This window comes from Vibrio sp. SCSIO 43136 (assembly GCF_023716565.1).
In the GTDB taxonomy this organism is placed as follows: domain Bacteria; phylum Pseudomonadota; class Gammaproteobacteria; order Enterobacterales; family Vibrionaceae; genus Vibrio.
In genome coordinates, this window is the sequence record NZ_CP071848.1 from 1,254,005 (window position 1) to 1,267,713 (window position 13,709).

Annotated in this window: 9 protein-coding genes; 8 read left to right on the top strand and 1 reads right to left on the bottom strand. The window is 46.5% G+C overall.

The annotated features are described in order from the left end of the window. Nucleotides 1-17: 17 nt before the first annotated feature. From J4N39_RS05915 to J4N39_RS05950, 8 genes are all read left to right on the top strand, one after another. Nucleotides 18-962 carry an FHA domain-containing protein gene (locus J4N39_RS05915; protein WP_252023044.1) on the top strand — a complete coding sequence of 315 codons (945 nt, stop codon included), beginning with the start codon at nt 18-20 and terminating at the stop codon, nt 960-962. Then, nucleotides 959-1,459: a type VI secretion system lipoprotein TssJ gene (tssJ, locus tag J4N39_RS05920; protein WP_252023046.1), complete on the top strand. Its 501-nt coding sequence runs from the start codon at nt 959-961 to the stop codon at nt 1,457-1,459. The genes J4N39_RS05915 and tssJ overlap by 4 nt, the downstream gene beginning before the upstream one ends. A gap of 10 nt (nt 1,460-1,469) precedes the next feature. Then, nucleotides 1,470-2,795 carry a type VI secretion system baseplate subunit TssK gene (tssK, locus tag J4N39_RS05925; protein ID WP_252023048.1) on the top strand — a complete coding sequence of 442 codons (1,326 nt, stop codon included), beginning with the start codon at nt 1,470-1,472 and terminating at the stop codon, nt 2,793-2,795. A gap of 4 nt (nt 2,796-2,799) precedes the next feature. Beyond that, complete coding sequence (gene icmH, locus J4N39_RS05930; protein ID WP_252023050.1) at nt 2,800-3,969, top strand: type IVB secretion system protein IcmH/DotU; 1,170 nt, start codon at nt 2,800-2,802, stop codon at nt 3,967-3,969. Next, complete coding sequence (locus tag J4N39_RS05935) at nt 3,969-7,352, top strand: type VI secretion protein IcmF/TssM N-terminal domain-containing protein (RefSeq protein WP_252023052.1); 3,384 nt, start codon at nt 3,969-3,971, stop codon at nt 7,350-7,352. Before icmH ends, J4N39_RS05935 begins: the two co-directional genes overlap by 1 nt. Beyond that, complete coding sequence (locus tag J4N39_RS05940) at nt 7,352-8,041, top strand: protein kinase domain-containing protein (RefSeq protein WP_252023054.1); 690 nt, start codon at nt 7,352-7,354, stop codon at nt 8,039-8,041. The genes J4N39_RS05935 and J4N39_RS05940 overlap by 1 nt, the downstream gene beginning before the upstream one ends. Before the next feature lie 75 nt (nt 8,042-8,116). After that, a complete protein-coding gene (locus J4N39_RS05945) occupies nt 8,117-8,881 on the top strand; it encodes a nucleotidyltransferase domain-containing protein (RefSeq protein ID WP_252023056.1) in 765 nt (254 codons plus the stop codon). A 135-nt stretch (nt 8,882-9,016) separates the two neighbouring features. Beyond that, the gene (locus tag J4N39_RS05950) at nt 9,017-11,080 is read left to right on the top strand and encodes a PTS sugar transporter subunit IIC/EAL domain-containing protein (protein ID WP_252023058.1); all 2,064 of its coding nucleotides are present in this window, start codon (nt 9,017-9,019) and stop codon (nt 11,078-11,080) included. Here the strand turns inward: J4N39_RS05950 and J4N39_RS05955 are convergent. Beyond that, a complete protein-coding gene (locus J4N39_RS05955) occupies nt 11,077-13,440 on the bottom strand; it encodes a DNA polymerase II (RefSeq protein ID WP_252023059.1) in 2,364 nt (787 codons plus the stop codon). The genes J4N39_RS05950 and J4N39_RS05955 overlap by 4 nt on opposite strands. Nucleotides 13,441-13,709: the final 269 nt, after the last annotated feature.

Consider the following 13,709-nt stretch of genomic DNA (forward strand, 5'->3'; position numbering starts at 1 on the left):
GAAGTAGGGATTTAGACATGAGTATTAGTTTTCAATTAATTGAATTACCTGATAACGAACAGGTGAACAGTCGGCAGGTTTCACTACCCGCTCAAGGAGGGACCATCGGTCGTTCTTTCGAGTGTGCTATTCAACTGCCAGACTTTGCTCGTTCTTTATCAAGAGTTCATGCTGAAGTATTGCCACATCCAGTGAGTGGCTTTCAAGTTGTGGACCGCAGCACCAATGGGGTGTTTGTAAACGATCAACTCGTCGGGCGAGGAGAATCAAGACAGATCGCTGACGGAGACAGAATTCGTATGGGGGCATACACCTTATTGGTCAGTGATATGAGCGCCATGTTTGCCCCTAAAGAAGCTCCGATAGCTGAGCCAGAAACTGCCGCTCAGCAAGATGAATCTTCGCCATTTAAAATGGACAGTGTGATGGAAAGTGCCAGTGACTTTGAGTTAGAAAAAGCACCAGAGCCAACTCAGACCAAAGAGCCTAAGTTCAACTCCGACAATGTGACTGGAGAAGACCTCTATGGTTATGACCCTTTTGACGATGACAACGATTGGGACATGGTCGAGAACTTAGAGCCAGAAGAAGTGGTGCTAGACAGTGTTGGCGTGGAAGCTAACAAAGGGCTGACGGTAAGCCACGGCGGTCAAAGCGAAGAACTGGCGACGAGTATTCGCCAGTTAAACGCCATTATCGAGCAGCAGCAACATCATTTAACCGCCAGTATTGATAAAGAAAGACTAACGGAATGCATTGAAGCAACGCTTGAGAAATTTCTCGATACGCTCAATCCAGATAATCTTGAAGATGAGTTTGATGACTACATCACTGGATGGGGCAATAAAGAGAAAAAATATTGGTCGTTATATAAAAAGCAGTTCAATCGTAAGCAAGAACGACGCGAGTTTTATCACCAGTTTTCAGCGCTGCTGTTTGAGCAGCTAAGAGAGAAGCGGTGAATAAAATCCGAGTTGTATTGAGTTTAGTGTTGATGCTTTTAATCACGGCGTGCAGTTCAAGTGGTGATGCGTTTACGCCGCCTGTTGAGTTGCAGGTATATATCGAAGCGGGCAATGAAATCAATGTCTTTGACGATGATAAAGCCAGGCCTGTAGTGGTTCGAGTTTACCAATTGTCAGATGTCGGCAGTTTTCTAAAAGCGGACTTTCTTAGTCTTTATAGCTCAGACCAAACGGTTTTAGCCGGATCACTCATTGATTCCAGAACCCTTGATCCCGTGTTGCCCGGGGAAAAAAGAAGTCTAAAACTCGAAGTGCAGCAACAAACGAAGTACCTGGGGCTATTGGCAGAGTTTGCCGATTACGATGGAGCAACCACAACTGCTCACCTTGCATTAAGTGCCGAACCTCAGGAAAACCCTATCTACATTCGAATTACCAGCGGCAAAGTGGAAATAAGCCAGCCAGTAGATAGTGCGTGGTGGAAAGTTTTTTAAGGAGTATCAATTGAAACGCCAAAGCAAAGTTGTATGGAAAGAGGGCATGTTCATTGCTCCGCAGCACTTTCAACAGCAGGAACGCTATAGCCAGCAATACGTACATCAATATGTTGGCATGACTGGCTCTCGAGAGCTCAGTGGGGTTTCAGAGCTTGAGATTGAATCGAACTATTTAAAGCTAGGTAAAATCGGTATTGTGCACTGTAGCGGTATTTTTGCCGATGGCACGCCATTCCATAGTCGTAGCGAGTTGCTACTCGATATTCCCCAAGGCACGGTCAATAAAGTGATTTATTTAGCGTTGCCGCTATCGGTTGAAGGGGAGAATGAGTACGGAGAAAAGCCTGCTCGTAAGCGTTACTCTATCTCGCAATCGAATCTGTTTGATGCGAGCGACAACGACCAAAGTGCAGTTGAAGCCACATTAGCTGAGCCTAACTTACGCTTGGTTCTAGAAGATGAAGAGCTGACTGGCCTTGCCACCATTGCTGTTGCCAAAGTTCTTGAGAGGCGTGAAGGCGGAGAGGTGGTGCTTGATAAAAGTTTCATTCCAGACGCTATTCAACTCGGTGCTTCATCACTGCTAAAAGAGCGACTAAAAGAGCTTAACTTGTTGGCTCAGTCGCGAGCGGTGAATGTGTCGCAGCGAATTGGTGCTGGGCAACAAACCAAAAGTGATATCAGTTTGATGCGAGAGTTCATGTGGTTGCAAACCCTCAACCGCTGGATCCCTTGGTTACACTTGAGTCACGAAAACCCACATACACTCGTCGCCGATCTCTACATGGGGTTGGTTACTTTCTCATCTGAGCTTGAAACATTCAATTTAGGTGTTGCCCAGCCGCCAGCACCAATGGAGAAAGTGGCAATGCAGCAGCTGTTTGGGGACTTGTTCTCACAGCTACGCGACAAGCTATCGGTGGTGCAAAGTGACAATGTGATGGAGTTCAGTTGGGATGCCAATCTGTTTGAAAAACGTCGCTTGCTTCGTGTGGCTCTGCCGAACTTGGGTCAACTGGAAAGCCGTCGCTTTGTGATTTCGGTGATGTCGTCCGTGGGTTCTGCGGCATTGTCACAAGTGTTCCCAAGCGCCTGTACGTTATCTGGTCTAAGTTTGATTGCCGATTTGGTTCGCAATAGTCAGTCAGGGATCAAAATCTCTCCGCTTCCTGTGGCTCCGAACGAGTTAAAAGCTCAGGCTGATGTTGCATACTTTGAAATTGAGACTTCTCATGAGTATTGGCTGAGCATGAAGCACCAACGTGAGCCACTTGCGCTTCATGTCGATAATCGAATTCCCGATGTTTCCATTAAACTGTATGCGCTAGGGTGATGCTATGGAGCAAGTGTTTGATGAAGAAACCATCAGTGTCGTTGAACCCAATTCGCCGGGATCGGATCATCTAGAGAATAGCTTCACCCCGCTTGGCTACTCTAATGCGTTAAAAAATCAAGCGCGTTTTTCTCAAGCGCTTAAGCATGGGCAGTTGTTTCAAAACCCATTATTGGACGCATCCTCTCAGTTGCTCTCTTTATGTGTTTCGGTGAAACGCATGCAGCAACCAGAAGATATGTTGGCGTATAGAACTGGACTTAAAAGCGCCATTACAGAGCTAAAGTATCAGATCGCTAAGCTAGACTACCCACCCTCTGTTTCAGACAAAAGCTGTTTCCTGCTGGCCGTGATGCTAGATGAGCAAATCATGCACTCTAGTTGGGGCGAAGATGCAGGGTGGGAGCACCAAACCTTGGTCGCTGAGCTATTTGGGATCAAAAATGGTGGTGAGCAGTTTTATGTGCTGGCGGAAAGAGCGCTGTTACAGCCGGTGCTGCTCGCTGATTTGTTAGAACTTATCTATATCTTGCTCAAAATGGGCTTTCGTGGGCGTTACCGCGAGACCGGTAAAGAGCAAGTGAATGTGCTTTATCAACGCTTGGAAGAGTCGGTATTTGCCCGTCAGAGTGAAGAACCAAACGTGCGTATTGCCAGTGTTGATGCGGATATCGATTCTGCCTCCAATGCGATCAAACCTAAAAAACCTGTGCGCTTTTGGCGCTATTTTGCGTTGTTTTTCTTAAGTGTTGTTGTGACCTGGAGTGGTCTTCAATATTGGTACGATGCGGTTGCCCCACAGCGAGCGCTCCCTTTTACGACGCTAGAAGACTTTAGTAAGCCCTTTTATTTCCCTCGTAATGAAGAGCGAGAATACATCTACCGCAGTACTACCGATGAGCTCAAAGTACCGCCGGGCTTGGATGGTATCACAGGTGTGGAAGATATAGGCCTTAAGTGGATAGTGCAACTTGCGATATTCAGTTCCCGAAGTGATGCAGAGCGCTTCATCGCGTGGCACCAAGTCAAGATCCCTAATTCAACAGTACAACCATGGAAAGGTAAGTTTCGGGTGATAAGTATTAATGACACCAAAGAAGGTGCCAATCAGATCTTAGGTACAGCCAAGGCTAGTGGCATCACGGATGCGTTTATGCTCAGTGAGGTGTACTAATGGAAAAACGTCCTGCGATTTTTTGGTCACTGCTGCTGTTTGTTGTTTTGCTGGCGTCTTTTGGTGCGATCTGTTGGGCGATGAACTGGCTATGGTTGACCCCTTGGTGGCAACCAACGCTTCAAGCTGCTGTGCTTATACTCGTGAGTGGCTTATTCAGTTTGGCACTGTATAAGTTCTTACGTCGAGAGAAGCCAGATCCAGAGCAGGTGAAAGTTTACCAATGGCGTGAACGAGGTATTTCTAGCCGTTTTAATCTGATATGGCACAAACATACCAAGCTTGCGAGTAATCCTTATTTGGTGCCGTGGTACATCCAATTGGAAGAGCGTAGCGCCCAACAGTCATCTTGGCTGGCGCAAATGGGGTTTGAATTGGTCGAAACGACTGAGTCGGAGCCTGACGATGAATACGTGTTTCGTTTTTGGGTATCAGAGTCCTGCGTGCTAGTCACACTTGATTTAACTAAGCCTGAAGCTGATCGTCAGCAAGGGCTGGAAATTCTCTATCGCTTGCTTAACCAAAAGCGCCCACGTCAAGCGCTTAATGGGGTGATTTGTGCGGTTAGCCTAGGGAAGCTGGTCAACAGCACTGAGCTATCTGTTAACGAGCTAAGTTTAAAGTATCGTAATACTCTCAGTGACTTAAACGCCAAAACTGGACTGACGATCCCGAGCTATTGCGTATTTGCTGAGATGGCGGGTATCAAAGATTTCTGTGAGCTGTTTTCAACCCTAGAGGAAGCTAAAAGAGATCAGCCGTTTGGCTCGCTTAAACCTCAAGGTGTGACTACGGGTTATGATCGTGATTGGTTTAATCAATCTTTCGACCAATTGGTTGCCAACTTGTCGTCATCCACCAGTGAAACTTTGCAGCAGCAACTCAACGAAGAGTATCGCTCTTCATCAGTAGCGGGCTTGTACCAGTTGCAAGCGTTACGTTACGAGTTAGAAGATTTTTTATCGCTGACCTTTAGTGAGCATCAGTTTGACGAAGTTGCGCTCAATTTGCGCGGTTATTTCTTCGTCAATGCGGGTGGACAGGTAACCTCTACCGATGTCATGACAATGATTAATGCCTCTGACCTCGGTTTGAGCCGCTTGTCTGCTCAAACGGTCGTGGCGAATAGCCCGAGTTTGTTTGGTAAGAACCTTATTCGTAATTGCATTGTTAAAGAGAGTGCATTGGTTGGGGTGCATAAGACCAAAGAGTGGCAATACCGATACAGTCGCTTAGCGATCTCGTTTGGCTTGTTGGCGCTGTTTGGCAGTTTGATCTACTTGTTCAAACTCAATTTTGAACATCAACAAGCGTTGGATAACAAAGCGATTGCGCAGTTAGAACTGTATAAAGAACACCTCAAGAATGATCCCATCATTCCAGACGACCTCTCTTCTCCGGTGTTTAGTCTGGCTGAGTTGCGTCGCATCCACATGCTCTATGCACAAGATCAAAAGCCCTGGTACATCATTGAGTGGTTACCCAATTCAAGCATTGAGCAGTATGTACACCAAGCGTACCACACTGAGTTAAGCACGGTATTACTCGACTTGATGCGTGACTACATCTCTAAAGATATGTTCGTGTACAACTCTTTAGACGATAAAGTCAAAATGTTAGAGCTGCTTAACTACCATCAGCTACTGTATAACCCTAATCGAGCTCATGTGAAGCCTTTGGTGGACTACTACCTTGACTCTCTCAAAGAAGAAGGGGAAGGGGACATAGACACCCTGAAAAACTTCGAGTTGCTAGCAAGAGATGTGCTGAGCACAGGGGCTGTGCCACCGGAGTCAGACCCTGAGCTGCTTGCCTTAGTGCGTTCATCTCTCTCTTCTGAGGATATGAGTGAATTACTGTATCAACATATCTTGCAGCACCCACAGTTTGCTCGACGCGTTGATTTTCGTGAGAAATTGCCGTCTAACTATCAGGCATTGTTTACCTTTAAAGATGGTTTTAGCGGCTACTTGATCCCTTATGTATTTACCAAACAGGGGTTTGAGGAGCTGTACAATGAGACAGGGCTACAGCTAGCAACAGAAGCAACCCAATCTTATGAAGGTGTCATGGGGCGAATCAACGGTGAGGCGGAGATGAACCGCATTAACCGACAGCTGCGTCAGCGCTATGTGCAAGAGTACATTCAATACTGGCAAGCGCTGAGCACCAGTATTGATTGGGTTGGTGTTACCGACTGGGGCACCAGTCAATTGCAATTGGAACAAGTGGTGGACCCGGTGTTCTCGCCTTTGCTGCGTTTTTACACCCTGATTGACCAAAATACCTATTTAGTGACAGCACCAGCCGCTGCAGACCAAGCAGCCTCGGCAGCAGCGTCGAGCCAGCAAGATGCTGCCGCAAGTAATACCAAAGAAACGGTTGTTTCCTCGATTGCGGCACCTTTTACGTCGTTACATAACTTGCTTGCGCAAACTGACGTGGGTCAAAGTCGATTTGACGTGGCGATGACGCAGATCCGCACCACTAAAGAATGGGTGGAAAAATCTAAGCAGGCGTCGAGTCGTGGGGCGTATTTCTTGGAGCAGTCGAAAAACTCGGACTCGAGTAACCCGATTGCTCAGCTAGAGCGCTTGGCTAATGATTACAGCGATCCTATCTTACCTGCAATGATGCAGGGACATGCTCAGCTACTCAATAAGCTTGCATCCCATGCGATGTTAGCTGAGATCAACCAAGATTGGTCGCAAGTGGTCTCTTTCTATCGCGAGCGTATTGCGGGTAGATATCCGTTTGATAAATCGGCGCAGTTTGATGCGACCATCACCGATGTCGAAGCCTTTTTTGTTAAAGGAGGTAAGGTTGATCAGTTTGCGGCCAAATATGCGCCCTACTTTGAATCGGTTGCGCCTAGTGAAACCTTGCTGCGTGGGTTTATACATGATGACTTCACTCGCTTGTCGCCTTTGTATCAACAGTTTATCGATAAAACAGCGCAGCTTCAGGACAGCGTATTTACCGATGGAAAGCTCGGTTTTGAGTTTTTGGTTAAGGCGCAAAAAATGTCGCCAGACTTAACTCGGTTTGCGTTTGAAGCGGGCACTCGTCTGTTTGAATACCAAAACGGCCCAACACTATGGCGTAAGCAAAGCTGGCCGATCCCTGCCAATCAACCGCAAGATATCTTGATTGTGACCAAAGATACCAGCGGCGGTGATACCCGCGACAAGGTTGAAGGGGTATGGAGCTGGTTTAGAATCGCAGATAAGATGCAAAGCGCCACTTTAGTTGGTAGCGAAGAGATCTCTTGGCGCTATCTCAATGCCGAGCAAGAAATCCTACTTAGAGTGAAGTCGAAAAGCGTGTCACAAGCCTTCACGCCGGGTCTGTTTGAGCAGTTAAAACTGCCAGTGCAACTTTGATGTCGGTCAGTGAACTGTTTGATACGACCTTGCCTGCGGGAGAACGCTGTTGGCTGAGCCCGCAGGTGTGTAAATTGACCACGCCTCAAGGCCCGTTAAAGGTAAAGTTGGCGCAAGGGGTGGTGGAGAGTCAGATACTCTCTCACGAGGCTTTAGTGCTTCAACGAGTGCGCCATGTAAGTGTCGCACCTACCTTGCTTCATTTCGATAAAGTCGGCCAACAGGCGCTGTTACTGTGTGACTGGTGCGAAGGTGAGCCGTTATCCAAGTATACAGATATAGAATTGCCTGCTCACTCGTGGATAGCACTGCTGGACACGATTCGTCAGTTGCATCAAGCTGGTTATCTGCACGGAGATGTTAAGTGCTCCAATATCATTGTTGATTCCAACCAAGTGCTGAAACTTATCGATTTCGCCAGTGCGAGGCGATTGGGAGAGCCCATGAGCTTACGAGGAGTTCGCCACTACTCGCCGTCTTACCAACTTCCCCAGCCACTTCATCTGGCGGATGGTGTCATTGATGAGTATGCGTTTTTAGTGTGTATGGCGAAAAAACTAGGCGTCGCTTTGACTACGGGTTGGATATCGACGCTCGCTGCTGAGTTTGAACACAGCTCGCCTGAGCTTGTGAGGCAAATCGAACAAATACAAACCAAGTTGGATGAATTTCAAACCTCTGTTTATTAAGCTTTCGCTGTCGCTTGATTCCCTCCTAAAGCTGCGAGAAACTACGCCGCAGCGTTTACATAATTAAGCTGTGCGATGTTACCTACGATAGATCCTCAACAACCGTTCCAAGCAGAGTATGCTGAATTAATCCAGAGCCTGAAGCATTATCTTCGAGGCGGATTAGGCTCGAATCTACATAGCCTCTATTTGTTTGGTAGCGTGGCACGAAAGAAGGCCATTCCGGGGCGCTCAAATCTCGATATAGTGATTATCTGTAGCCGAGAGCTGAGTGAGAAGGATAAGAGTCTTATCAATACCATCAAATGGCAATTTACTCGTAAGTATCCTGCCATCACTGGAATTTCAGTCCAGACGGCGACGATAGGCGATGTGCTGACATTAGAAAGCATATTCACTTGGGGCTTCATGCTTCGCCACTGCTGCGTGTGCATTGAGGGGACCGACTTGTCTGACAGTTTTGGCGATTTTGAGCCAAGCTGGGAGATCGCCAAGCATTGGAATATGGATGTCGAAGAGTGGCTAAGCCTCTATCGCCAGAAAATCGTCAAGGCTGAATCCTTGCAGACTCAAGTCGCCGCACAACAAATCATAGCCAAGAAACTGCTCCGTGCGAGTTACTCTTTGATCATGCATAAAGATAAACAGTGGATCGAAGATCCCATTGAGTGCGGAAAACAGTTTCTTAAATACCACCCCAAAAAGCGCACTGAGGTCGAACGATTGGTGATTTTGTATTCGGGCAAACCTGTACCTAAACGTGCTTCAATATCGATCCTCGATGACTATGGTCGTTGGCTGGTCAAATCCTACCAAAGAACCGAATTTAGAATCGGTTAGCGTTAGTGTTGGCCTCGAAATATGAATGCACCAAGGTCGTGTTCTCAGAGCTAGGTCATTAAATCTGCTTCTAATACCTCGGAATTGTGCAGGGTATGCTACTGTTATAAGTGTTGATAACTATTAAAGAAAATCATGCCTATTGATGTATTAAGGGTCGGGAAACCTTTGACCAACAGCGTCGAAAAATTTATCTCGCCCAGCTTACGAGCCTTGCGAGAAGGGTTGTTGTGGCTGGTCCCATGCCTGATGCTATCATCACTACTGTTATTTGTTGCCGCAATCGGTGAGTTTGCCTATGGCAGGCGGCTGACGTGGATAGAAGATCTCTATCAAATTCATGGTGTCATCACTCAAGCATTCCCTTTTCTGTTGTCGGCATCGGTTTGCTATATCTTAGCCATGCAATGGCGCTTGCCACGCCCGCCAGTAGCCATGTTGTCGATTATTTTCCTGCTGATACTCAGAGAACAAGTGGTCGACCGTGATTTGATGCTGACTTACAGCATTTTGATGGCGATTGTGACGCCACTTTATACTGTGCCGCTCATCGCTTATTTCTATAATCGACGCTTTGGTCGCTTGGTCAGCATCGATACCGCTGGCCAATTGGTAAAAGAGTCCCTGAACCTAGTGTTGCCCGGCATGCTCACCGGGGTGATTGCCGTCATCATCAATGGACTGATTTTCAAGTTGATTGCCTGGGCAAGCTTCACTCAATTTATCTTCTATGATTATGCGAGCGAACCCTATGAATTTGGGGCGAAATTTAGCTTTCTAAACTCGACGTTTTGGTTTCTGGGTATTCATGGTTATTACGCTCTACTGCCTTATATTGATGCCTTGCAACAAGCGATAAACCTTAACTATTCGGTGTTCGCAGCGGGTGGTGAAGGTACCTATCATATGAACCTCTCTTTTATGGGCAGTTTTGTCTTTTTAGGGGGGAGTGGTGCGACATTTTCTTTAGTGATTGCCATATTGGCACTGAGTAAGCAAAAGAACTTACGTATCATCGCTTTGGCGAGCATCCCGATTGGTTTGGTGAACGTTAACGAGCTATTGCTGTTTGGGTTGCCGATTATCTTTAACCCTAGACTGTTTTTGCCGTTTGTTATCGTTCCGATGTTAAACAGTTATATGGGGATGTATGCGATTGATATGGGCTGGGTAACTTCTCCCCATGTTTCGGTCCCATTCAACAGCCCGATGTTTATTAATGCCTGGGTTGCTACCAATGGTGATATGAATGCAGTGCTGCTTCAGATGTTCAATTTGCTGGTGGGGGCAGTAATCTATGCGCCATTTGTGCTGTTGACGGAAAGGCAGTTTTCGCAAAAATCAATCTACTTAGCGGCGCTGGATACTACCTACACCCGGCGTAAAGAAGAAGCACAAATCTTAGCGGTAGACCCAGTTGTTGAAGCCCAAAAGCGATTGACGGAGTTCTCGACAATTGAAACCCAGCTTGAGTCTATTAGCAGTAAAGAGTTTTTTTTGGAGTACCAGCCTCAAGTCGATCCTCGAACTGACCGAGTCAAAGCATGTGAAGCTTTAATCCGAGCTAAAGATGAGCATGGCAATATTGAGCCACCTTTTAAGTTTCTGCCCTGGATTGAAAAAGCTGGAATGATGAAGGATCTTGACCTGTGGGTGGTTAAAAAAGTGGTGAGAGAGATTGGTGTAATGAAGCAGCAAGGGGTGGAAGGCGCTGTTTCAATCAACGTCTCGCCCGAAACCTTAACCGATGCCAAGTACTTTCAAACCCTTCTGGACCTCATTGATCCAGTCGCCAAGGATATCCATCTCGAAATTACGGAAGAAACTCTCCTCACTGATCAAAGCGTGCTTCATTCGGTGATTAACGAATGCCACAAACGCGGGGTACAAATTTCTATTGATGACTTTGGTACGGGTTACTCTTCATTGAGCTATTTAAATCAGTTTGATTTAGATGCGATAAAAATTGATCGAAGTTTTGTACTGGCACTGAATACTGAACGGGGCCGAAAGGTGTTTGATAGTGTGCTTAATATCGCCAATACGTTGGAGCTAGATTTAGTGGTCGAGGGGGTCGAAACCCCTGAGCAGATGGCACACATGCCATCTGGGGATAATGTGCTTGTCCAAGGTTGGTATTACAGCCGTTCATTACCACTTGGTAAGTACATCGAGTATTGCCGTTCAAAGATGGATTAAAATAGTCCAAGTTGTGGTGCTATTAATTGTTCGAAGTCCATATTTATGAAAGGCAAGATAGCATCAGCAACGGGTTTGATTTGCTTATCGATGTAGTGCTGATAGTCAATCTGGCTGGAGCGATACTCTTTGGGTTCAGGGCCATTAACAGTAATTAGATACTCGATACGACCACGGCTTTGATATTGCAATGGGCGACCAAGCTTCTGATTGATGTCATCGGCCATACGAGCGGCTCTCACCTGCGGTGGGATGTTTTTCTGATAGTCTGCCAGTTTCCGGCGCAAGCGCTTTTGATACACCAGTTGATCATCGAATTCGCCATTGTTGGTTTGTTCAACATAACTGCGAATGTAATCGCTAGGGTCTTGGTTGTGGAAGACCATTTGGTACAACTGCTGCTGAAAAGTTTGTGCAAGCGGCGTCCAGTCGGTGCGAGCACTCTCTAATCCTTTGAATATGAGCTTTTCTTGCTTTCCTTCACCAATCAGCCCAGCATAACGCTTTTTCGAACCTGCCTCAGAACCACGAATGGTTGGCATCAGGAACTTACGATAATGGGTTTCGTACTCCAACTCCAAACAGGAGCTGAGGCCGAATTCTTGTTGTATGTGCTCGTTCCACCAATGATTGATATGCTCAACCAGCTTTTTGCCGATGGCATCGGCATCCTTTTGGCTGTGCGCTTTGGTTAAAGAAACAAAGGTTGAGTCGGTATCGCCGTAAATGACCTGATAACCTTGGGCTTCGATTAAGCGCTTGGTCTGTTTCATGATCTCGTGGCCACGCATGGTAATGGAAGATGCTAAGCGAGTATCAAAAAATCGGCAGCCAGAAGAGCCCAGCACCCCATAAAATGAGTTCATGATAATCTTAATTGCCTGAGAGAAAGCCTGTTCATTGTTGCGTTTTGCTCTGTCACGAGCGCTCCACAGCCCTTCGATCATCTTAGGCAGGAAGTGATGCTCACGATGGAACTGTCCGCCACGAAAGCCCTCTACCGCAGTGTCTGCTGTATTGCCAATCGGTAGTTTTAATCCTTCAATCAAGCCTAACGGGTCGATAAGAAAGCTGCGGATTATTGATGGATACAGGCTTTTGAAGTCTAATACCAATACCGAGTCATAGAGGCCAGGAATGGAGTCCATCACATAGCCACCGGGACTGGCGAGCCAGTTTTCAGGGTGCAGATTAGGCGCTACATAGTTAGCTCGGTGAAGCCTAGGCAGATAGAGGTTGGTAAAGGCGGCAACCGAACCGCCAATGCGATCAAGCTCGACCCCGGTCAGTTTGCTTCGCTCAATGGCAAATTCAAGCAGGTGGGTTTTGTCGAAGATCTTGGTCACCAGCACACAGTCTTGTAGGTTGTACTTGGCGAGTGAAGGTTTGTCTTCACGGAACATACGGTTGATTTCGTCCATGCGGTCATGAACGTTATGGATCTCTTTACCTTCACCAAGCAACTCTTGCGAGACTGACTCAAGTGACCAGCTGCGGAAGTGGTAGGTGGCTGTTTTAAGTGTATCTATTCCGTCAAGTACCACTCGACCTGGAATGGTGATAAAGCCCTGATTGGTATTACTGGACTGGCGAAAGTGGGCATTTTGTCCGCCTCGGCCAATCGCTAGTGGCAGTTTATGCCATTCACAGCGTCTTGCCAGCAGGCGAAAATCAAAATCTATCACGCTCCATCCGATGATGACGTCTGGATCGTATTGCTCAAACCAGTCAAAAAGAGCTTTCAGTAGCGCCACTTCATTTTCGACCCACTGCACAGGTGTTTGAGTGGGTTCAGGCACACCAATCATGATCACTCGGCTATCGAGTGCACTGTGTAGCCCCACAGAATATAAGATACCTTTCTCACTGCATTCAAAATCAAGTGACACCATGGTTAATTTTGGTGTGTATTCGTCTGATTTAGCTTTCGCATTGTGAACACTTCGATGCTTTGGGTGTGTCCGCACCTCTCCATCGAAAGTGATACCACCTTGGATAAATCGTTCCATCAAAAACCGATCGGCAAGGCGAATATCCGCTTCAAAGTGCAAAATCTCATTGTCGCTTAATAGAGCCGCCATTTGTTGGGATTGACGAATAGTGGTGGTGTAAACCGCACAGATAGCTTGATGATCAAAAGTAGTCAGTGGAAGTGATTTGAGCTCTATGGAAAGGTTTTGGCTACGAGCCAACTGCTGCGCTTGGCTCATATCTTGTTGATGAATGAAAAAAACAGGCTTTTGGTCTGACAATAGCAGTTGCTGAGGACCATTATCTGAAGTGACCCATAGCTCGATCTGGGCTTTGCCACGTACGTCTCGGGCATGGCGAGTTAAAACAAATCCGGACTGTACAGACACAACAAACCAATCAACAACTTCAATAAGTGGCGAGTATAACAGAAAAAATCGTCTGTTTCGGCTTTGGAAAAACCCTCACAATAGAATTTTATAGCGCTTATACGTTTTTGCTATTTATCAATCCGGTCACTAACAGTTACAATCAATTAGACGACCAGTTATAAAATGGCGACTACAATCAGGCACCTAGTGAGGCACAATGGTTGTGGTATACAGTTGTGAGCTAAATGGTTAAAAATAAATCATATACTTATCTAGTTCTCAATTTT